This is a genomic window from Streptomyces sp. NPDC127038, from assembly GCF_042725875.1.
Lineage (GTDB): Bacteria > Actinomycetota > Actinomycetes > Streptomycetales > Streptomycetaceae > Streptomyces.
Genome location: NZ_JBHXDQ010000009.1, coordinates 158,972 through 179,944, shown reverse-complemented (window position 1 = coordinate 179,944; position 20,973 = coordinate 158,972). Strand labels below are relative to the sequence as shown.

Below are 20,973 nucleotides of genomic sequence, written 5' to 3'. Positions count from 1 at the left end.
TGTCCGGTGAGCCTCCGGACAGGGCCCAGGCCCCTCGCGCGTCGTCGCGCCGCCCCGGCCGGGTGGGGGGTGGAAGGTGGAGAAGTCCGGCCGGGGCGCGCGACCCCCGTTTCGCGATGGCTACTTGAAGGCGGCGAACGCCTTGGAGAAGGCACCGTCGCTCTGGACGATGGAGCTGCACGTGGCGTCCGCGGTGCTCTTGGCCCCGCCGGCGCACTGCTTGTCACGGGCGCCGGACCACATCGAGAGGCCGCCGATGCCCTTGGACTGGGCGAAGGAGACGAGCTGCGAGGCGTCGTCGACCTTGAAGATCTCCGAGGACACGTCGTTGACGCCGATCATCGGGGTGATGGCGACCGTCTTCCACGCGGTGGCGTCGGAGAGGCCGAGGACGCTCTTGATCTGCGCCTGCGTGGCCGTGGCGGCCTGCTGGGCGAGGTCGCCCATGTCACCGTTGAACGCCGGGCCGTAGTCCATCGCCATGATGTTCACGGTGTTGATCTTCACGCCGTTGGCCTTGGCGTCGGAGAGCAGGTTCACGCCGTCCTGGGTGAGGCCCTGGGGCAGCACCGGCAGGGTGAAGGAGACGTCCAGGCCCGGGTGCTGCTGCTGGAGCTTGGCGATGGCCTGCGCCCGCTTGGTGTTCGCGGCCGTGTTGGGCAGCGCGCCGCCCTCGACGTCGAAGTCGACCTTGGTGAGCTTGTAGGCGTCGACGGCCTTGCCGTACGCCGCCGCCAGCGCGTCGGCCGAGGAGCAGGTGGTGGCCAGCTCCGAGCCGGAGGCCCCGCCGAAGGAGACGCGGACGTCGCCGCCCTTGGCGCGCAGGGCGCCGATCTGCGCGGCCACCGCGTCAGTGGCGAGGTCGCTCACGCCGCCCCACTTCGGGGTGCAGCCGCCGCCGTCGGTGACGAACGCGAGGTTGTAGGTCTTCACGCCGGTGGAGTCGGCCGCCTTGAGCAGGTCGAAGGCCGGGAAGAGGGAGGTGTCGACGTACGGGGCGAAGCCCGCGGTCGTGGTGGTGCCGCTGCCCGAGCTCTGCGTGGGGGTCGGGGTGGCCGTGGCGGTAGCGGTGGCCGTCGGCTTCGGGGTCGCGGTCTGCGTCGCGCTCGCGGTCGGGGTGGGCGCGGCCGTCGGGGTCGCGGACTGGGTCGGGCGGCCGCTGGGCTCCGGGGTCGCCCCGTCCACCGAGCACTTGGTGCCGTCGATGACACAGCCGGTCGGGTTCGCGGTGCCGTTCACGACGAAGCCGACGGTGACGGACTCGCCGGCCGCCAGGCCGTCCTTGTCCCAGGAGGGGGGCGTCACGGTGACGTGCTGGCCGCTCACCGAGGAGGTCGCGTCCCACAGCGAGCTGATCTTGGAGCCGGCGGGCAGGTCGAACTCCAGCTTCCAGTCCGGCTTGCGCTGGCCCGTGTCGTTGGAGACGACGTACTGCGCGGTGTATCCCGTGGACCACTCGCTGGTCCTGGTGTACGCGGCGCCGACGCTCGACGCGTTCGCGATTCCGGTGAACACGAGGGCGCCACCGCCGGCCACGGCCGCCGCGACGATGCCGCCTATCGCCTTGTTCCTGCCACTGACCTTGCGCCGGTGCGTGCTGCTCATCGCGTGTGCCTGCCTTCGCGGATTCACGGGGGTTCGCTGGGGTCGCCCCAGGGGGTGCGGGCACCACGCTAGCGATGCGGAATCGGTCAAACCGCTTGATCCGGACGCCGGTTGAGGATCTTAGGGTCCGCTTAAGGAAGCCATCGGGACCCGTTAAAGGTCGAGACCAATGTGGGCGGTTTGAGCGCCGCGGGCACGGCCGACGCAGGGCGCGACACCGCGCCGCGTGACACGCGAGGGCCGCCCCGCGTGGCGCCGTCCGGCGTGGGAGGCGGGCCCGCGTGGGCGTCGGTGGACGCCCACGGAGTGTCAGTTGACCGCCGCGCCGCGTCTGCGCCGACGCACGCTGCCGCGGTGGCCGCTGCGGACCGGGGCCCTGCCGTCGAGCTGGATCCAGATGCGCACCTCGGTGCCGCCGAGGACGGAGGAACCGATCCGTACGTCCCCGCCCGTCGACTCCGCGAGGCGCCGCACGATGTCGAGGCCGAGGCCCGTGGACCCGTCGTTGCCCGAACCCTGCCCGCGGGCCATCGCGGCCTCGGGGTCGACGATCCCGGCGCCCGCGTCCGACACCAGCACGATCACCGCGCCCTCGGCGTTGTGCACGTCGACGGCGAAGGCCGTGCCCTCGGGGGTGTGGCGGAAGACGTTGCCGAGCAGGGCGTCGAGCGCCGCGGCGAGGTCGGCGCGGGCCACGGGTATGCGGCACGGCCGGTCCACCCCGGCCACCCGCACCTTGCGTCCCTCGTCCTCGGCGAGCGCCGACCAGAAGTCCATGCGCTCACGCACGACTTCGGACGCGTCGCACCCGGCCCCGGCGCCGATCGCCGCGGTCTGCGGCTTGGCCTCCCGGGCGGTCCTGATGATCGTGTCGACCTCGCGCTCCAGCTGCGCGACGGCGGCCCGGGTCTGTTCGGCGGCCGGACCGTCGCCGAGCGAGGCGGTGTTGAGCCGGAGCACGGTCAGCGGAGTCCGCAGCCGGTGCGAGAGGTCGGCGGCGAGCTCCCGTTCGTTGGCGAGCAGCTGGACGACCTGGTCGGCCATGGAGTTGAACGCCACGGCGGCCAGCCGAAGTTCGGTCGGCCCCTCCTCGGGCACGCGGGAGCCGAGCTGTCCCTCGCCCAGTTCGTGCGCGCTCTCGGCGAGCCGCTGCGCCGGCTGCACCATCCGTACGCCCAGCCGGTCGGCGACCGCGACGGAGCCGATGATCAGGGCGACCCCGACCGCGGCGAGGACCGCCCAGGCGGTGCCGACGCCGTTGCTGACCTCGGCCTCGGGGACGTACACCTCGATGACCGCGATCTCGCCGGAGCTCAGCGCGATGGGCTGGAGCAGCGCGGAGCCGCCGGGCACGTCCGCGGTGGAGGCCCGGCCCAGCCGCCGGGTCATGGCGATGTCCTTGCCCACGGCCCGCTGATCGCCGATCTCGACCGCCGGCTTGCCGTCGCCGGCGGGGATGTGCACGGCTATCCCCGCGTCCGAGCCGGCCGAGGCGACGACCCGCTCCAGTTCGTCGCGGTCGGTGGTGATGGAGAGCGCGGGCGCGATGGCGGCCGCCTGCCGTTCGGCGTTCGAGAACGCCCGGTCGCGGGCCATCTCCTTGATGACCAGACCGAGCGGGACCGCGAAGGCCACGACGACCATCGTCGTCACGGCCACGCACACCTTGACGAGTGCCCACCTCACAGCGGCCGCTCCGCTCTCGGCGGTTCCAGCTTCACACCGACGCCCCGGAGGGTGTGCAGATAGCGGGGCCGGGCCGCCGTCTCCCCCAGTTTCCTGCGCAGCCAGGAGAGATGGACGTCTATGGTCTGGTCGTCGCCGTAGGCCTGCTGCCAGACCTCGGCGAGCAGTTCCCGGCGCGGCACGACGACTCCCGGGCGCCCGGCCAGGAAGGCGAGCAGGTCGAACTCCCGCCGGGTGAGGTCGAGTCGTACACCGTCCAGCTCCGCCTGGCGGCGCAGCGGGTCGATGGCGAGCCCGCCGACCCGGATGACCGTGGAGACGGGGGCCTCGCCCACGGTGGTGCGCGCGCGGCGCAGCACCGCCGCCATGCGCGCGGACAGGTGCTCGACCGAGAACGGCTTGGTCAGATAGTCGTCGGCGCCGGCGTTCAGCAGCCGGACGATCTCCGTCTCGTCGTCGCGCGCGGTGGCGATGATCACCGGGACGTCGGTGATCCCGCGCAGCATCTTCAGCGCCTCGGACCCGTCGAGGTCGGGCAGTCCGAGGTCGAGGATCACGACGTCGAAGGGGAAATGGGCGACCTCGCGCAGCGCCTCGAGGGCGGTGCCGACACTGCGCACGATGTGCGTGGCCTCGGTCAGATGCCGGATGAGCGCCGAGCGTACGAACTGGTCGTCCTCGACGACGAGCACACTTGCCATGGGCGGCACCGTACGCCATCCGGGCAAGGCCGTCCGGCGCCTGTGGACAACCCTCATCAGGCAGTTGTGGACAATCCCGGCCCGTCCGACGGGGACATTCCAGATCTTGCCGGGGCCGTGAGACACCCGTGGTGCTCGTGGTGCAGTATGGCGGCGATGCGCAGAGGACTCGTACACGTACTCGCGTGGTCGCTCGCCACGGGCGCGGCGGTCACGCTGTCGTGGTGGGGTGTCCACACCGTCATGACGGGGACGGCCTACGACCCGCCGCGGGCGCTGCCGATCACGGTGGCGGGTGCGACGGCGAAGGAGACGAGACCGCTCGCGTCCTCGACGAGCCGCGCCGAACCGTCGCCGAGCGGCTCTCCCGGCAGGTCCTCCGCGAGCCCGAGGCCGAGCGCCGCGCCCTCGAAGTCCGCGCCGGCGAGCGGCGGTCTGTCATCGGCGCCGTCCGCCACGGCGGCGTCACCCTCCGCCTCGGGGCAGGTCAAGAGCTACGACTCCGACGGCGGCCGGGTGGTCTTCGACATCGCCGCCACGTACGGGACGCTGGTGTCGGCGACGCCCAACACCGGCTGGTCGATGCAGGTGTGGAAGACCGAGACGTGGATCCGGGTGGAGTTCACCTCGGGCGCCGACCGGGTGTCGGTGTTCTGCGACTGGCACGACGGGCCTCCCCACGTGGACATCGGGACGTACTGAGGCGCTCGCCGAACCGGCGCGCCGAGCTGTCCGCTCCGCCGGAAGGCCCTGCCCGGTGACGTGCTGACGGGCGGTCAGCGGAACACGGACGGCGGGGGCGCCGGCGAGGCGACGGCCACCGCGTCCGTGACCGGTGCGGCTCCGCCGGTGAAGTCCAGGAGCCCCCTGCCGTGTTCGACCCGGGCGGGATGCGGGTCGGAGGCGGCCCGGCGGGTGAGTTCGGCGACGGGCAGCGGCAGTCCGGAGGCGACGAGGACGGCGTTGCCGAAGCGTTTGCCGCGCAGCACCGTCGGGTCGGCGACCAGCGCGAGTTCGGGGAAGACGGTGGCGACGGTGGCGATCTGGCCCCGGAGATGGGCGAGCGGGGGTCCGTCGGCGAGGTTCGCGGCGTAGACCCCGGAGTCCTTCAGCGACCGCCGGACCTCCGTGACGAACTCGGCGGACGTCAGATGGGCCGGGGTGCGCGCGCCGCTGAAGACGTCCGCGATGACCAGGTCGGCCCAGCCGTCGGGCACCTTGGCGAGCCCTTCCCTGGCGTCCACGGAACGCACCCTGATCCGGGCGTTCGGGTCCAGCGGCAGTTCGCGGCGCACCAGTTGGACGAGCGCCGCGTCGCGTTCGATGACCTGCTGGGTGGACCGGGGGCGGGTGGCGGCCGTGTAGCGGGCGAGGCTGAAGGCGCCGCCGCCGAGGTGGACGACCTGCACGGGCTTGCCGGGCGGGGCGACGAGGTCGATGACGTGCCCGAGGCGGCGCTGGTACTCGAAGCTCAGGTACGAGGGGTCGTCGAGGTCGACGTGGGACTGCGGGGCGCCGTCGATGAGCAGGGTCCAGGCGTGCGCCCGGTCGCGGTCGGGCAGCAGCTCGGCGAGTCCTCCGTCGACGGCCTCCACGACCGCCTCGGCCGCGCCCTGCCCCCGGCGTCCGCCCCGACCGCTGTCGCGGCCCTCGTCCGCCCGCTGATTCCTCGCCCGTGCCATCTGGCCATTATCGGGGCGCGGCGGCGGCTCGGCTCAGCGACCGGTCGCCGGGACGTCCGGCCCGCTCACCGGCAGCCGTCCGCCGCCTCGATCAGCCGCGCGGCCTCGCCGAGCGCGGCCCGCAGCACCGCCGGATCGGTCGCCAGCTCCGCGTCGCCGGGCGGGAGCAGCCAGTCCGAGCCCTCGACCGGGGGCTCGGGGGCGGGCCGCAGGCCGCTCCCGCCGGTCTGCGTGCACGTGCTGCCGGGGACGTCCCAGGCGTCGGCGGTACCGGGCGGCACCAGGAAGCCGAGGGTGTCGCCGCCGCCGTCGTGCAGGACGGGCCCCACATGGTCGGCCGCTCCCCGGCGCAGGATGTCGACCGCCTCCAGCCCCTGGCGGGCCGGGACCGTCACCACGTCGCACCCGGCGGCCGGCGGCGGTGTGCCGCGCTCCGGGGGCGGCCTGTGCTGCGCGCTCGGCGGCGTACGGAACTCGGTGCTCTGGGTGAGCTGCATCCCGGTCTCCAACGGAACCCCTCCTCATGACGAGTGGGTCGGGAGTTCGGGCGGCTCCCGGTCCGCACGGTTCAACGCCCGAGGACGTCAACGGCTACGGCGAAACTCCGCCACAAAGGATGGCAGTTCATGGCAGATCAGGGATGAGATATCCGGTTTGTAGCCAAACCCAGCGTGGTGACGTTGTCACACCAGGTACGTTCTTGCCCGCCGGAAGCAGGGCACCTACCGGGCACAACCCGGTCAACTCGGTCCCTGCTCCGGCGTGGTTCGACGGTTCGCAAGAGAGGGCCCGGCCATGGCGTCGTCATCGGTGACCTCGTCCCCGTCCCCCCGGCCTGCACGGCCGAATCTCGCCTTCCGGCGGTTGCGCGGTCAGCGCTCCCCGGGCGAGTTCGCCGCGCTGGTGCGGAGGGCCGCGCGCGAGATCGGCGAGAGGGTCAGCTGCGACGCGCGCTACATCGGGCGCGTCGAGGCGGGCGAGATCCGATGTCCCAACTACGCGTACGAGCGGGTGTTCCTGCACATGTTTCCCGGCCGCACGCTGACGGACCTCGGATTCACGCCCCGCTCATGGGTGCGCGGGCGCGGGGCGCGCGACCCGGGGGAGCCGCCCCTCGCGCACTCCACGAACCCTCCACACGCCCCCTATGAGACGGACGGGGCGCACGAGACGTATGAGGCACCGGGTCCGCTCCACGTCCCGGCCCCGTACGGCACGCGTACCGCGCACCACACGGACAGCCCGCACGATCCGCACAGCACGCACGATCCGTACGACCCGCACCACTCGTGGGATCCGTACGACCCGTACGACAAACGCGATCAGAACCACGAGGAGAGCGACGTGCAGCGTCGCGCATTCATGACCGGAGGCACCGCCACCATGGCGGCGGCCTCGCTGGGACCCTTCGCGGCCGCCCTCGGCGGCGGCGCCGCGGTCCGCGAACGACGTGTCCACCGGGCCGGTACGTCCGAGGCGGGCGCCCTCGAGGAGGCCGTCCGCAGGATCAGGCTGCTCGACGACAGACACGGGGCCGACGGGCTCTACCGACGGGCCGCGGCCCCCCTGCGCACCGCCTACGAGCTGCTCGACGCGGGCACCACCCGGCAGACGACCGCCGACCGCCTGTACTCGGGCGCGGGTGAACTGGCGATCTCGGTGGGCTGGCTGGCCCACGACTCCGGGCGCTTCGACGACGCGCGCTCGCACTACGCGGAGGCTCTCGCGACCGCCCGGATGGCGGGCGACGCCGGTCTTGAGGCGCACGCCTTCTGCAACACGGCCTTCCTCGCCCGTGACGCGGGACGCCCGCGCGAGGCCGTCCGCGCGGCCCAGGCGGCCCAGCGCGCCGCCCGTCCCCTCGGGTCATCCCGGCTGCTGTCCCTGCTCGCGCTGCGCGAGGCGGGCGGCTGGGCCGGGCTCGCCGACCGCCGGGGCTGCGAGCAGGCGATGGCACGGGCGCAGGCCCTCTACGGGCGCGGCCCGGCGGAGACGGACCCCGAGTGGATGACCTTCTACGGGGAGGCCGAGCTGGAGGGGCTCGAGGCCCAGTGCTGGTCGACGCTGGGCGACTGGACCCGGGCGGCCCGCCACGCACGCCGTGCCGCCCACCTCCAGGACCCGCACTTCACCCGCAACATCGCCCTGTACACCGCCGAGCTGGCCGACGACCTGGCCCGCGGCGGCCGACCCGACGAGGCCGCCGTCGCCGGCCTGCGCGTCCTGGACCTGCTGAACGAGGTCCAGTCCTCCCGTATCCAGACCATGCTCGCGGGAACGGCCCGCGTCCTGCTCCCGCACCGCAGGGCCTCGGGCGTCTCGGCGTTCCTCGACCGCCACGCGAGCCTGCCCCGCACGGCGTGAGGGACGGCGGGGGCGCCGGTCAGGCGCTCAGGTGCCCGCAGTCGTTCCACACCTCGATCGCCGGCTCCCCGTAGGCCCAGCCCAGCACCGACAGCGAGGTCGGGTTGAGACGGATGCGGGCCGCGAAATCCAGCGGAAGGCCCAGCCAGCGGGCGCCTATGGACCGCAGGATGTGTCCGTGGGCGAAGATCAGCAGATCGCGGTCCTCGGCGCGGGCCAGGGCGACGACCTCGTCCGCGCGCGCGGTGACCTGCTCCAGGGTCTCCCCCTCGGGAACCCCGTCGCGCCAGATGAACCAGCCGGGACGGATGTCCTGGATCTCGGCCGGGGTCATGCCCTCGTAGGCGCCGTAGTCCCACTCCATGAGCGCGTCCCAGGCGGTCGCCCGCTCCGCGAAACCGGCGAGTTCGCACGTGTCGCTCGCGCGCGCGAGCGGGCTGGTGCGCACCTCGGCGCCGGGCAGCGCGTCGAACGGCGGCCGGTGCAGCCGCTCGCCCAGCAGCTTGGCACCGCGCCGCCCCTCCTCGAGGAGCGGGATGTCGGTCCTGCCGGTGTGCTTTCCGGACAGCGACCATTCGGTCTGTCCGTGCCGGGCCAGCAGGATGCGCGGTGCCATGACGAGGAGCCTTTCCGGGACGACGTCACGGATGAGAAGGTCGGCTCACCCGTGGACGACTGAGGAGTGGGTCACTCCATCATCGCTCAACCCGGCTCCGGGCAACCCGGGGGGCGATCGCCGCGTCTTTGTGATCCGGGGCGCCCCTTCGGGGCATGCGCGTACACCGTAAAATCCCCGGGTGGCCACGGACCGCCTGGTCACCACGAGCAGATGGGCACGAGCAGATGGGGGAGGGCGATCGGATGCCGCAGACCGATGCACCGCTTACCGAAGCGGCACCGAGCGCCACGCCGGGCCGGTGGACCGCGCTCCGCGGGGCCACCGCCTCGCAGGGCCGTCTGCGCTGGTGGACCGAGGTCCCGCTGATCGTCCTCGTGTACGCGGCGTACACCGCGGGCCGGCTGCTCGCCCGGGGCGACACGACCGGCGCGACGGATCACGGCCTGGAGATACTCCGGATCGAGAAGGTCCTCCACCTCAACGCCGAGCACCCCCTGAACCGGCTGTTCACGCGGGAGGCCTGGCTGGGGATACCCGCCGACTTCTGGTACGCCTCGCTGCACTACGTGGTCACGCCCGCCGTCCTCATATGGCTGTTCCGCTCCCGGACCGTGCGCTACCGCGCGGCCCGCACCTGGCTGATGACCTCCACGCTCATCGGCCTGATCGGCTTCACCCTGCTGCCCACCTGCCCGCCCCGGCTGCTGGCGCCCGAGCACGGCTTCGTGGACACGATGGCGCAGTACAGCGGCTACGGCTGGTGGGGCGCCGAGGCGAGCGCCCCGCGCGGCATGGGCGGCATGACGAACCAGTACGCGGCGATGCCGAGTCTGCACGTGGGCTGGGCCCTGTGGTGCGGAGTGATGCTGTGGCGGCACGGCCGCACCCCGGCGGCCAAGGTCGCCGGCGTCGTCTATCCGCTGTTCACCACCATCGTCGTGATGGGCACCGCCAACCACTACTTCCTGGACGCCGTCGCGGGCGTCGCGGTGATGGGGGCCGGCCTGCTGCTGACCCCGCTCGTGATGCGGGCGGCGAACCGTCTGCGGACCCTGCTGAAGATCCGCGCCCCGTGGGTCACGGGTGCCTCGGGGGGCGAGGGTTCCGCGATTGTCAGTGCGGGGTGCCAGACTTCCCCGGGTGAACGAATTCCCCGACAGCGCGAGTCCCGAACCGGGCCGGGAGCCGAGCCGGGTGCCGCCCCCACGGACGCCGGGGACAGCGCTGCGACAGCAGCTCGCTGAGCTGCGCGGTCCGGACACCGCACCGAAGGCCCTGGACGCGCGCGCCCTCGCGGCGCTGGCCGCGAACCCCGGGTGCGACCGGCGCGCCCTGCTGGACGGCGTGGGCGTCGACAAGGCGAAGCTGGCCGACGCGATCGGTTCGCCGTCCGCGTTCGGGATGTCGCAGTTCGCCTTCATGCGGGGCAACGCGTTCGAGGCGCGGGTCAAGGCGGACGGCGGCGCGGAGCTGCTGCGGCTGGTGCACGAGAAGCTGGACCCGGGCGCCGGGGCGCCGGGCGCGGGTGCCGTGCCCGACCTGTCCGCGATCGGCCCCGAGGGGCGCACCGCCCGTACGGAACTGGCGCTGCGGGAGGCCACCGGGGCCGGCGGGTGGACCCTGCTCGACCACCCGATGCTTGCCCTGGACGTCGCGGGCTCCCCCGCCTTCCTGGAGCCCGACGCCGTGGTCGTGCACCCCGACGGGAGCTGGACGGTCGTCGAGATCAAGTCGTTCCCGATGCTCGACGGTTCGGCCGACCCGGCCAAGGTGGGCGCAGCCGCCCGGCAGTCCGCCGTGTACGTCCTGGCCCTGGAGGAGGTCGCGGCCCGCCTCGACCCCGCTCCCCGGGTCCACCAGCGTGTCCTGCTGGTCTGCCCCAAGGACTTCTCCAACCTCCCGGCCGCCTCCGCCGTCGACGTGCGCAAGCAGCGCGCGGTCACCCGCCGCCAGCTCGCCCGGCTCACCCGCGTCGAGGACATCGCCGCCGCGCTCCCCGAGGGCGTCTGCTTCTCCCCCGGCCTGCCCGCCGAGGACCTGATCACGGCCGTCGAGGCGGTCCCCGCGACCTACGCCCCCGAGTGCCTGGCCGCATGCGAACTGGCCTTCCACTGCCGGGCCCGCTCGCGCGCCCAGGGGGCGGTGACCTCGCTCGGCCGCTCGCTGCGCGCGGAGCTGGGCGGTCTGACGACCGTCCCGGACGTCCTGGCCGCGGCCCATGGGAAGGCGGGCGACCCGGAGGATCCCGCCGTCGCCGCCCTCAGAAGGGCGGCGGTGCTGCGTGCGGAGGCCCTGGGCAGCCCGGCCACGCAGGCCCGCGCCCGGACGCCACAGGCCCGGGGACCGGCCGCCGCGGGCGAAGCCCTCCCGTCGGACCGCGGGGGCTCCGCCGCCGCGCCCCTCACCGTGTCCGCACCCGGATCCCCGGCCCCGGAGGCAGGCACACCGCAAGCCGGGGCACCTGCGGTCGGTGTGCCCGGAGCCTCCGACGCGGGCGCGGTCGAGGCGTCCGGGCACGGTGTCGTGGGTGGCCGGGAGGCGGGCGTATGTCTCTGATCAACGCTCTCGCCCGGCTGGAGGCCGTCGACAGCGGCCGGGCGCAGCCCGCCGCGACCGTGCTCCACCGCCATCTCACCGCACGGCCGCTGGTGTTCGTGCCGCTGACCACCGCGGGCGAGGCGGGCGCCCCGCTCGGCGCGCTCGTCGGCACCGACCGGGACGAGCCCCGGCTGCTGGTCGTGCCGCAGCCCCGCGACCGCGACCTGCGCTTCGCGTTCCTCGCCGAACTCGCGGACGTCGTCCTGCCGTACATCGACGGCTTCGCGGACGTGGTCGAGGCGGCCGAGCGCAGCGAGACCGACCCGGAGACCGGCAAGCGCGTCAAGGTCGAGGTCGAGCTCTGCGCGGACGCTCCGCAGCTGATCGTGCCGGGCCGGGCCGGCATCGAGTTCGTCCGCCTACTCGGGCGCTCCACCCGGTTTCGGCGCACCGCCGAGCAGGATCCCGAGACACCGCATCCGGCGCCGCCCCGGGTGCCGCTGTTCGGGCGCTGGCTGACCCACTTCGGGGAGCGCGCCCGGGTGCCGGGATCCGCCCTGCTCCTGGCCCTGACCGATGTGCTGTCCCGGCACTGGGCCACCGGGCAGAGCAGCCTGGAGGACCAGCATCTGGGCGCGCTGCTCGCCTGGCTCGATCCGCCGCCGGGCGAGGCGGGCGCCGAGGCCGCGGTACGGGCCGAGCTCCAGCGGGACGCGCGCGGCCAGCTCGTGTGCCCGCCCGCCGGACCGGCCACGGACCCGGCCTTCGACAACCAGCTGCTGGCCCCGGCGATCGAACGCTACGACCGCGCGCGTGCGGCGCTCGCGGCCGCCGAGGACGGCATCGAGGCGGACGACCGGCTCGGTGAACTCACCGCGGCCGAGCGGGAGATCCGCGCCCTGGTCGCGAGCGTCACCCGGCCCACCTGGGACGCGGTCTGGCGCGGGCTCGACCTGCTGCGGACGCTGCCGGAAGGGGCGCACGCCGCGGACCGGTGGACCCGCGACCGCTGGTCGTTCACCGGGCACCGCGACCGGGTGGTGGCGGGCGAGCCGCCGCAGCCGCGCCGCGACGACGCGGTCACCGCCGCGAACAAGCTGGCCACGCGCGAGCGGGAGCAGGCCAGGCTGGAGGCGCAGGAGGCCCTGGACGACCCGCTGGTCATGGCGGGCCGCCGGCTCGCCGGGGAGGCGTTCGCGGGCGAGGTCACCGAGGTCGTGATGGCGTACAGCGAGGGCAGGCGGCCGAGCCCCCGCCCGCTGGTCACCGTCCGCACGGACGACCGCCCGCACCTGGGGGAACGGGCCAAGGTGTACCGCTCGCTCGGCGGGAAGCCCCAGGCCGCGGAGTTCGTGGGGTACGACGACGAAGGTGCCGCCGTGGTGCTGCGGATCACCGACAAGATGGGGCGGGGCAAGGAGCCCGAGACCGGCTCCGTGCCGGAGAAGGGGGACCTCGTCTGCTTCACCCTCTTCGAGCACGAGCAGCGCGGCGGCGCCAAGCTGCCCGACCCGGAGGAGACGCCGTGGACGCACGGAGGGCCGCCGGGTGAGCCCGACGCCCAGCCGCTGCCGGACCCGGTGACCGAGGAGGACGTCCTGTGACCGCCGCCGTCTTCGACCCGGGCGCCGAGGCGGCCCGCGCCACCGACGCGATCCTGAACGACACCCTGCACGGCACCGACCGCGGTGTCGTGGTCGACTCCCCGCCGGGCGCCGGCAAGTCGACGCTCGTCGTCCGCGCCGCGCTCGAACTGGCTTCCGCGGGACGCCCGTTGATGGTCATCGCGCAGACCAACGCCCAGGTCGACGACCTGGTGCTGCGGCTCGCGGAGAAGGAGCCGGACCTGCCCGTCGGGCGGCTGCACAGCAGCGACTCCGACCCGTACGACAAGGCGCTCGACGGCCTTGAGCAGGTCCGCAAGTCCACGAAGGCGGCCGATCTGGCGGGCCTGGACGTCGTCGTGTCGACCGCGGCGAAGTGGGCCCACGTCAAGGGTGTCGAACCGTGGCGGCACGCCATCGTCGACGAGGCGTACCAGATGCGCTCGGACGCGCTCCTCGCCGTCGCCGGGCTCTTCGAGCGGGCGCTGTTCGTGGGCGACCCGGGGCAGTTGGACCCGTTCGCGATCGTCGGTTCGGAGCAGTGGGCGGGGCTCTCCTACGATCCGTCCGCGTCCGCGGTGAGCACGCTGCTCGCGCACAATCCCCAGCTGCCGCAGCACCGGCTTCCGGTGTCCTGGCGGCTGCCCGCGTCGGCCGCGCCCCTGGTCTCGGGCGCCTTCTACCCGTACACACCGTTCCGCAGCGGCACCGGTCACGGCGACCGGCGGCTGAACTTCGGCGTCCCCTCGGACGGTTCGGGCACGGACCGGGTCATCGACGAGGCGGCCGAGTCCGGTTGGGGTCTGCTGGAGCTGCCGGCCCGGCACACTCCGCGGACGGACCCGGAGGCGGTGCACGCGGTGGCCGGAGTCGTACGGCGGCTGCTGGACCGGGGCGGCGCGGCCACGTCGGAACGGGCCGAGGAGCCGGTGCCGCTGACGGCCGACCGGATCGCGGTGGGCACGGCGCACCGCGACCAGGCCGCGGCGGTACGGGCGGCGCTGGCCGGCCTCGGCGTCACGGACGTCACCGTGGACACGGCGAACCGGCTCCAGGGACGGGAGTTCGACGTCACGGTCGTCCTGCACCCGCTGTCGGGGCGGCCGGACGCCACGGCCTTCCATCTGGAGACCGGACGTCTGTGCGTGCTCGCCTCCCGGCACCGGCACGCGTGCATCGTGGTCTGCCGGGAAGGAATCACGGAGTTGCTCGACGACCACCCGTCGACCGAGCCCGTGCAGCTGGGGGTGACCGTGAAGTTCCCGGACGGCTGGGAGGCCAACCACGCGGTGCTGTCCCATCTGGCGGACCACCGGGTCGCCTGGCGGTCCTGAGCTCCGCACCGGCGGTGTGCCGGACCCTTCGGGCCCACTTGCGCGGGCGCGAGACAATGGACGGTGGCCCTTTTCCGAGAGGGGCCCCGAAACCGTACGAGGAGGAGAAGACATGGCGGAGCCCACGCCGCGTCGGAACGAACCGCGGCTACGCCCCGCGCCCCTGCTCTTCGAGCCCGCCGAGGCCGCCGGGGATCCGGAGCATTTCTTCGACCTGGAGTCGATCGACGATCCGCGCGCGCTGCTCGACCGGTCCACGGAGCTGGCCCACGCGTTCCGTGCCGCCGCCGACCGGGCCGTCGAGTTCCAGGCCATCGCGGCCGCGCAGCTCGCCGATCCGCGCCGGTTCGACCGGCTGACCACCGCGTCGATCGCCGAGCGGGCCGAGTGGACCGAGGACTACGCGAAGCGGATGGTCGAGTTCGGCCAGGACCTGCTGCGGGGCGCGGAGGGCAACGGACACGGCCACGGGGTGACCGACACGCTCTGAGGCGCGCGACGGGGGGCCACGACGGCCGATCCCGCCCCGTCCACGCCCACCGTCCACGCCATCCGCATCCGGCGGGCGCCCGCACACACGTCCGCGTCCGGCCGGCGTCGACACCCGCACCCGGCCCACGCCCTGGCATATGCCAGCCGGGCAAGATACTCCACCTCACCCCCGCCTGTCCCGGTTTCCGGCAACCCTCCGGGGCCGGGTGCTCACCGCCGGTAGATGTATCCGGCATGAGCAGCACACGGAACCCGTCGAGCAGCAGCCCGTACGCCCCCGGAGCGATGCCGCCCGAGCGGCTGGACGTCTCGGGCGTCACGGCCGAGGGCGCCGCCTGGCTCGCCTCCGCGGGAACGTATCCGCGCAGCACGCTCGCCCTCTGGCGCGAACGGCCCGACGCCCCGGTCGTCCTGCTCTGCGGCAGCGCGTTCGACGTGGTCAGCGCCTCGGCGCTGTTCGGGCGGCGGATGCTCGACCGGCTCTGGGACGAGGGGCCCGGCTCGGGACCGGTGGCGGCCCACCGCGGGCGCATCCTGCTGTTCGCCGCGCCCGGCACCGCCCAGCGGCTCCCCTCGCTCATGGAGTGGGAGGAGTGGGGCCCGGGCACCGCACAGGGACACGGGAGCGGCGTGGCTGGCGAGGGGGCCGTGGGGCTCCAGGGTGCCGAGGGGAACGGTGGGCGCGGGGGCCGGTGCCGGGAGGTGCCGCCGCTCCTCTGCCACGGCACGGGGGACGCCGTCACGGTGCCCCCGGTGAACCCCGGGGCGGGGGGGCAGGAGGCCGCGCGGCCGGATTCCCGCTGGCTGGTCGCCCCCGACACGCGGCTGCCCTGGCTTCCCGGCCCCGAGATCCTGCTCTGGGCGGCCGTCCGGGCGGCCCGTGCGGCGGCCTCGGCGGCGGTACGGATATCGATTTTTCCTCGCGCCGATCAGGATGCTAAGGTCTACGACGTCAGCAGGCGCCGCTAGCTCAGTTGGTTAGAGCAGCTGACTCTTAATCAGCGGGTCCGGGGTTCGAGTCCCTGGCGGCGCACGCCAACGAGAGCGGGATGTTTCGCGGAGACGCGAGCGTCCCGCTCTCGTCGTTTTCGACCACCCCGCGCCGCCCGTACCGGCCGTGCCACCCCTGCCATCCGTGCCACCCCTGGCACCCGTGCCGCGGGGCGGACCGCCGCTCACCCTGTCGTGATCCGTACGGTCCAGGATCCCGAGGCCGTCCGGTCCTCCACCCGGACGCTGATGTCCGCGCCCGGCACCTTGAAGGTCTCGCCGAGGCGTACGGGGGCGTCCGCGAGCGGCGGGTACACCGAGTCCTCCCAGCAGGACTCGGTGCGGGGGTGGGCGTCGAGGACCTGGATGGGGCCGTTGCCCGACTCGGTCCCGCTGCGGACCCGGTAGACGAGGACGCCCTGCTCGCACGTCGAGCCGTCGTTGCCCCCCGATCCGCGCGCCTCCAGGGCGATCGCGCTGTCCGGGCCCGTGGGGATCACCGCCAGCTTGGTGCCCCGGCCGGCCCCGAAGGGCTGCGAGCCGGGCGGCGCCGCCACGCCCAGCGCGTCGGCGACCGCGCTCGGCGCGCCCGCGGCACGCGAGGCCGTCCGCAGCGCGCCGGCCGGCACCCGCGGCCCCTGCCAGCCCGGCTCCCTCTCCCGCGCCCCGCCCGACCCGTCCGCCGCGCCGGTCCCATCAGTCCCCCTCACCCCGTTGGACCCGTCCACCTCCCCGGCCCCACGCGCCCCGCTCGCCCCCTTCGCCGAACCCGAACCGGCCGCCGAGCCCGAACCGGCCGAACCCGAACCGGCCGGCAAGCCCGAACCGGCCGACGCCGACGGGGCCGCGCGCCCCGCGGACACCCCGGCCACCGCCGACACCCCGCCACCCACCGCTCCCCCCGAGCCCGCGCCAGAGCCCACACCGGAGCCCGCACCCGCACCCGCCCCCGCCGCGCCGACCGCCTGCCGCGAGGGCCCCGTCTCCAGCGGTTCGAGCGTCAGCCGTGTGACGCCGGTGCCCGCGACGCACGCCACCTGGTGCGGTTCCAGCCACCCCAGCCGCCACTTGTGCCAGCCGAAGAGGTCCGGGGCGAGGCCGAACTGACTCCCCATGAGGTCCCAGTCACCCACATAGGTGTCCCAGTCGCCCTTGCCGTCGGTGGGACGGTGGTAGAGGTCGGGCAGGTCGAAGACATGGCCGGTCTCGTGCGCGAGGACGAGGCGGTCCGGCGGATGCTTCTCGAAGACCGTGACCACACGCCGGATGTCCTTGCCGTCGGCGCGCATCGGCGTGTCCAGGTTGACGACCTTCGTGGCGTCCGAGTCGACGCCCGGCGCGTCCGGGTCAGCGATGAAGTACACGACGTCGTAGCGCGAGAAGTCGATCTTCGGATCGGCCGCGGCGAGGGCGTCGCGCAGATAGGCGGAACGGTCGCCTGCGTCCCAGTCCCGCTGTATGGCGTACGAGGTGGAGGCGTGCGGCATCTTGATCCAGGCCCGCTGGGGATGGGGCCGGACCGTGAACCTGCCGTACGAGGCCTGCTCGAAGAAGCGGCTGGTGGCGGGGAAGTAGTCGCCCGTCAGCTCGGCGGGAGTGGTGCGCGGGGCGGAGTCGGGGAAGGACAGGAAGACCATCACGGCGTCGAGGGGGCGCGTGGGGCGCTCGTAGGCGGCGTTCCAGGTGTCCACGCCCTCCGAGTGGTGCGCGCCGGTCCGCGTCAGGGCGCACGGGGAGACGAGGGGTTCGGCGAGCGCGTGGCCCGGTCCCAGGGAGGTCGCGGCGAGGGCCGCCATCGAGGTGAACATGGCCGCGCCGGTGCGCCAGCGGGGTGCCCCGTCACGGGCGCGACCGCGCAGGGCCCCGCGAGCGAGAACCCTCAGGGGCAGCGGACGCGGCACGTCGACCTCCGGATGCGGTTTCGGGACACCGCACCCAGCCTGATTGAATTTGTACTATTTCGCCCTGTTTGTCTGCACCGGAAGAGTGAGAGGTCAAGCGGGCCGACACCCCCGGACGTGCACGGAACGTCACCTGCGCGCGATACGAGAGGGAACCGTCCGGATAACAGGCAGAAACGATCTGTCAGAACAGCTGGTTGTTCCTGGACACTGGACAGTGGCTGCACCGTTTCGGGGGCAGCCTCTATGATCGGCACACTTTCCTGCACGGACACGGCTTGTGCGGCCGCCCATCACCGGCCGACCGCCCCGAGAGACCCATACGAAGAACGAGTGCACTGCGGGAGCGAGCGGTGAGCGGAACGTCCGAAGGGCCGGCGCCCGCGGGAGACCTCGTCCGGCCGGCCGTCACAGAACGTCACGTCGACACGTCTTCTCGTCCGTCCGCCGGGTCGTCCCCCGGCGCACGCGCCCCCTCCGTACCGTCCGTGGCGCCGGGGCCGCCTCCCGGGCCGCCCGCACCCCCGGCGGTCCCCGACGGAACGTCACTCCGCACCTTCCACGCGGCCTTCGCCACCGCCCCCCTCGCGATGGCGGTCGTCGACCGCGACGGCCTCGTGGTCACCGCCAACGAGGCGCTGGGCACACTGCTCGGCGCCCGGGCGGGCACGTTCGTCGGACGGCCGGCGGCCGATCTGGTGGACCTCGCCTCCGACACCCGCACCTGGCACGCGTACCGCGAGATGCTCGGCGGGAGCCAGGCCCGGCTGCGCTGCACGCGCCGGCTCAAACACCCCGACGGCCACGTGATCTGGGCACAGGTCACGATCGCGCCGCTGCCCCCGCAGGAACGGGCGGTCCTGATCTCGGTCACCGACATCGGCGTACGGCGGGAACTCCAGGCGCGGCTGCGCCACTTGCAGATGCACGACCCGGTGACCCGGCTACCCAACCGGGTGCTGTTCTTCGAGCGCCTGTCCGCGGCCCTGGAGGCCGAGGCGTACGAGGAGTGCGGCACCGGCCGGATCGGGCTCTGCTATCTGGACCTCGACGGGTTCAAGGCGGTCAACGACACGCTCGGCCACCGGGTCGGGGACCGGCTGCTCGCGGCCGTCGCGGAGCGTCTGACGCGCTGCGCCGAGGAGGCCGGCGTCACGCGGGCGGCCGCTCCCCTGGTGGCGCGGCTGGGAGGGGACGAGTTCGCGCTCCTCGTCGAGGACTCCACCGGCACCGACCAGCTCGCCGACCTCGCCGAGTCCGTGCTGAAGGCGCTCCAGGCACCCTTCGACCTGTCGGGGCAGCGGCTGTCCCTGTCGGCGTCGATCGGGGTCGTCGAGCGGCGCGCCGCCGGCACCACGGCGACCGGTCTGATGCAGGCCGCGGACACCACGCTGTACTGGGCGAAGGCCGACGGCAAGGGCCGCTGGACCTTGTTCGACCCCGAGCGCAACGCGCACCGCATGACCCGCCAGGCCCTGTCGTCCACACTGCGCTCGGCCGTCGACCGGGGTGAATTCGCCCTGGAGTACCAGCCGTTGGTGGGGATGGAGGACGGCGGGGTGCACGGGGTCGAGGCGCTCGTGCGCTGGAACCACCCGCGCTTCGGGACCCTCACCCCGAACCGGTTCATCGGACTGGCCGAGGAGGACGGCTCGATCGTCCAGCTCGGCCGCTGGGTGCTGGCCACCGCCTGCCGTCAGGCGCGCCGCTGGCAGCTGGACCGCCCGGACGCCCCGCCGATCTTCGTCAGCGTCAACGTCGCCGTGCGCCAGGTCTGGGACTCCGACCTGGTGGCGGACGTGGCGAAGATCCTGGCGGAGACCGGACTGGCCCCGCATCTGCTCCAGTTGGAGCTGACGGAGTCGGCGGTGATGGGCTCGGCCGGCCGGCCGCTCCAGGCGCTCCAGGCCCTCAGTGACATGGGGGTCCGCATCGCCATCGACGACTTCGGCACCGGCTACTCGAACCTCGCCTATCTGAGCCGGCTCCCGGTGTCGGTGCTCAAACTGGACGGCGCCTTCGTCCGCGGCTTCCAGTACGAGAACGCCGACGGCTCGACGGGCCACCCCAACCCCGCCGACGAGGTCATCGTCGAGGCGCTCATCCAGCTCGCGCACCGGCTCGGCCTGACGGTCACGGCCGAGTGCGTGGAGACCGCCTCGCAGGCGGCGCGGCTGCGCGGGATCGGCTGCGACACCGGCCAGGGCTGGCTCTACTCCCGGCCGGTGGCGCCGGAACGCATCTCGGCGCTCCTGATGTCGGCGACCTGTCCTCAGGCCTGAGCGGCCCGATTCCCCGTCAACCCGTAGGCGTCCGCGATCAGTTCGCACGAGCGCAGCCGCACGTCACCGCTGTGCGCGTTGCCGGTGATCATCAACTCGTCGGCTCCGGTGCGCTTCTGGAGGTCGTCGAGTCCGGCGCGCACCTCGTCGGCGGTGCCGTGGATGACGTTGGCGTTCCAGGATCCGACGAACTCCCGTTCCATCGGGCTGAATTCGTAGGCCTCGGCCTCTTCGGGGGTGGGTACCAGGCCGGGGCGTCCGGTACGCAGGCGGACCATGCTCAGGGCCGCGGCCAGCACCTGCCGGCGGGCCTCCCTCTCCTCGTCGGCGGCGATGGCCGCGACCCCGATGAGGGCGTACGGGGCGTCGAGGACCGCGCTCGGGCGGAAGGACTCACGGTAGAGGTCGAGCGCCGGGATGGTGTTCTGGGCCGAGAAGTGGTGGGCGAAGGCGAACGGGAGCCCGAGCACTCCGGCGAGGCGGGCGCTGAAGCCGGAGGAGCCGAGCAGCCAGACGGGCGGCCGGTGCGGGGACTGGACTCCGCCGGGCGAGGTCGCCTGGACCGGTCCGGGCACGGCGTGGATCCGGGCGTAGGGGTGGCCGTCGGGGAAGTCGTCGTCCAGGAAGCGGACGAGTTCCGCGAGCTGTTCCGGGAAGTCGTCGGCGCCCTCGCCCAGCCGCTGGGTGCGGCGCAGCGCGGCGGCCGTCGCTCCGTCGGTGCCCGGGGCCCGGCCGAGGCCCAGGTCGATGCGGCCGGGGGCCATGGCCTCCAGCGTGCCGAACTGCTCCGCGATGACCAGGGGGGCGTGGTTGGGGAGCATCACTCCGCCGGAGCCCAGCCGGATGCGGTCCGTGTGGGCGGCCAGGTGGGCGAGGATCACCGCGGGCGAGGAGCTGGCCACGCCGGGCATCGAGTGGTGTTCGGCCACCCAGTAGCGGTGGAATCCGCGGGCTTCCGCGAGGCGCGCGATCTCGACGCTGGTGCGCAGGGCCTGGGTCGCGGTGCGGCCCGCCCCCACCGTGACCAGGTCCAGCACGGACAGCGGTACGGGGGCGGTGCCCTGTGCTGTGCCGCGGATCTCGTCCGTCTCTGGCGTCTCGGTCACCGGGGTGCCTCCTGTTGCGTGCGCGATGTCTCCTCCTCCCGCCGAACAGGAGGGTGTCTCCGGTTATTC

General features: G+C 73.7%; 16 protein-coding genes, 1 tRNA gene and 1 pseudogene. 10 read left to right on the top strand and 8 right to left on the bottom strand.

What is annotated here, in order from left to right; genetic code table 11:
• Window positions 1-120 precede the first annotated feature (120 nt).
• The 3 genes from ACFWI4_RS10155 to ACFWI4_RS10145 all read right to left on the bottom strand — a co-directional run bounded on the left by ACFWI4_RS10155 (window position 121) and on the right by ACFWI4_RS10145 (window position 3,992).
• Window positions 121-1,605: a cellulose binding domain-containing protein gene (locus ACFWI4_RS10155; RefSeq protein WP_387193139.1), complete on the bottom strand. Its 1,485-nt coding sequence runs from the start codon at window positions 1,603-1,605 to the stop codon at window positions 121-123.
• 309 nt (window positions 1,606-1,914) lie between these two features.
• Window positions 1,915-3,291: a sensor histidine kinase gene (locus ACFWI4_RS10150; RefSeq protein ID WP_387193135.1), complete on the bottom strand. Its 1,377-nt coding sequence runs from the start codon at window positions 3,289-3,291 to the stop codon at window positions 1,915-1,917.
• On the bottom strand, window positions 3,288-3,992 hold the full coding sequence (locus tag ACFWI4_RS10145) for a response regulator transcription factor (RefSeq protein ID WP_385408302.1): 705 nt from the start codon (window positions 3,990-3,992) through the stop codon (window positions 3,288-3,290). Before ACFWI4_RS10145 ends, ACFWI4_RS10150 begins: the two co-directional genes overlap by 4 nt.
• 156 nt (window positions 3,993-4,148) lie before the next feature.
• On the opposite strand from ACFWI4_RS10145, the gene ACFWI4_RS10140 reads away from it, so the two are divergent.
• Complete coding sequence (locus ACFWI4_RS10140; protein ID WP_387193132.1) at window positions 4,149-4,694, top strand: hypothetical protein; 546 nt, start codon at window positions 4,149-4,151, stop codon at window positions 4,692-4,694.
• 74 nt (window positions 4,695-4,768) lie between these two features.
• Here the strand turns inward: ACFWI4_RS10140 and ACFWI4_RS10135 are convergent, their stop codons facing one another.
• Both ACFWI4_RS10135 and ACFWI4_RS10130 read right to left on the bottom strand, forming a co-directional pair.
• Window positions 4,769-5,674, bottom strand: a complete 906-nt coding sequence (locus ACFWI4_RS10135) for a spermidine synthase (protein WP_387193129.1) — start codon at window positions 5,672-5,674, stop codon at window positions 4,769-4,771.
• 65 nt (window positions 5,675-5,739) lie between these two features.
• Window positions 5,740-6,171, bottom strand: a complete 432-nt coding sequence (locus tag ACFWI4_RS10130; RefSeq protein ID WP_387193126.1) for a hypothetical protein — start codon at window positions 6,169-6,171, stop codon at window positions 5,740-5,742.
• A 298-nt stretch (window positions 6,172-6,469) separates the two neighbouring features.
• On the opposite strand from ACFWI4_RS10130, the gene ACFWI4_RS10125 reads away from it, so the two are divergent.
• Window positions 6,470-8,038 (top strand): hypothetical protein, encoded by a 1,569-nt coding sequence (locus ACFWI4_RS10125; RefSeq protein WP_387193122.1) that lies wholly within the window; start codon window positions 6,470-6,472, stop codon window positions 8,036-8,038.
• 19 nt (window positions 8,039-8,057) lie between these two features.
• On the opposite strand, the gene ACFWI4_RS10120 is transcribed toward ACFWI4_RS10125, so the two are convergent.
• On the bottom strand, window positions 8,058-8,654 hold the full coding sequence (locus ACFWI4_RS10120; protein ID WP_385408312.1) for a histidine phosphatase family protein: 597 nt from the start codon (window positions 8,652-8,654) through the stop codon (window positions 8,058-8,060).
• A 245-nt stretch (window positions 8,655-8,899) separates the two neighbouring features.
• Here ACFWI4_RS10120 and ACFWI4_RS10115 point away from each other — a divergent pair, with 245 nt between their 5' ends.
• The 7 genes from ACFWI4_RS10115 to ACFWI4_RS10085 all read left to right on the top strand — a co-directional run bounded on the left by ACFWI4_RS10115 (window position 8,900) and on the right by ACFWI4_RS10085 (window position 15,658).
• Window positions 8,900-9,901 carry a phosphatase PAP2 family protein gene (locus ACFWI4_RS10115; protein ID WP_387193119.1) on the top strand — a complete coding sequence of 334 codons (1,002 nt, stop codon included), beginning with the start codon at window positions 8,900-8,902 and terminating at the stop codon, window positions 9,899-9,901.
• A complete protein-coding gene (locus tag ACFWI4_RS10110; RefSeq protein WP_387193171.1) occupies window positions 9,852-11,213 on the top strand; it encodes a hypothetical protein in 1,362 nt (453 codons plus the stop codon). The genes ACFWI4_RS10115 and ACFWI4_RS10110 overlap by 50 nt, the downstream gene beginning before the upstream one ends.
• The gene (locus ACFWI4_RS10105; protein WP_387193116.1) at window positions 11,204-12,799 is read left to right on the top strand and encodes a hypothetical protein; all 1,596 of its coding nucleotides are present in this window, start codon (window positions 11,204-11,206) and stop codon (window positions 12,797-12,799) included. The genes ACFWI4_RS10110 and ACFWI4_RS10105 overlap by 10 nt, the downstream gene beginning before the upstream one ends.
• Window positions 12,796-14,133 (top strand): AAA family ATPase, encoded by a 1,338-nt coding sequence (locus tag ACFWI4_RS10100; protein ID WP_387193113.1) that lies wholly within the window; start codon window positions 12,796-12,798, stop codon window positions 14,131-14,133. Before ACFWI4_RS10105 ends, ACFWI4_RS10100 begins: the two co-directional genes overlap by 4 nt.
• A 112-nt stretch (window positions 14,134-14,245) precedes the next feature.
• Window positions 14,246-14,623, top strand: a complete 378-nt coding sequence (locus ACFWI4_RS10095) for a hypothetical protein (protein WP_385408320.1) — start codon at window positions 14,246-14,248, stop codon at window positions 14,621-14,623.
• 236 nt (window positions 14,624-14,859) lie between these two features.
• A complete protein-coding gene (locus tag ACFWI4_RS10090) occupies window positions 14,860-15,594 on the top strand; it encodes a bifunctional DNA primase/polymerase (protein ID WP_387193110.1) in 735 nt (244 codons plus the stop codon).
• A tRNA-Lys gene (locus ACFWI4_RS10085) sits at window positions 15,585-15,658 on the top strand. The genes ACFWI4_RS10090 and ACFWI4_RS10085 overlap by 10 nt, the downstream gene beginning before the upstream one ends.
• 775 nt (window positions 15,659-16,433) lie before the next feature.
• Here ACFWI4_RS10085 and ACFWI4_RS10080 read toward each other — a convergent pair.
• Window positions 16,434-17,516, bottom strand: a pseudogene (locus ACFWI4_RS10080) (M6 family metalloprotease domain-containing protein); the annotation flags it as partial.
• A gap of 353 nt (window positions 17,517-17,869) precedes the next feature.
• On the opposite strand from ACFWI4_RS10080, the gene ACFWI4_RS10075 reads away from it, so the two are divergent.
• The gene (locus ACFWI4_RS10075; protein WP_387193107.1) at window positions 17,870-19,798 is read left to right on the top strand and encodes a putative bifunctional diguanylate cyclase/phosphodiesterase; all 1,929 of its coding nucleotides are present in this window, start codon (window positions 17,870-17,872) and stop codon (window positions 19,796-19,798) included.
• On the opposite strand, the gene ACFWI4_RS10070 is transcribed toward ACFWI4_RS10075, so the two are convergent.
• The gene (locus tag ACFWI4_RS10070) at window positions 19,789-20,904 is read right to left on the bottom strand and encodes an LLM class flavin-dependent oxidoreductase (RefSeq protein WP_387193104.1); all 1,116 of its coding nucleotides are present in this window, start codon (window positions 20,902-20,904) and stop codon (window positions 19,789-19,791) included. The two genes, ACFWI4_RS10075 and ACFWI4_RS10070, sit on opposite strands and share 10 nt — an antisense overlap.
• Window positions 20,905-20,973: the final 69 nt, after the last annotated feature.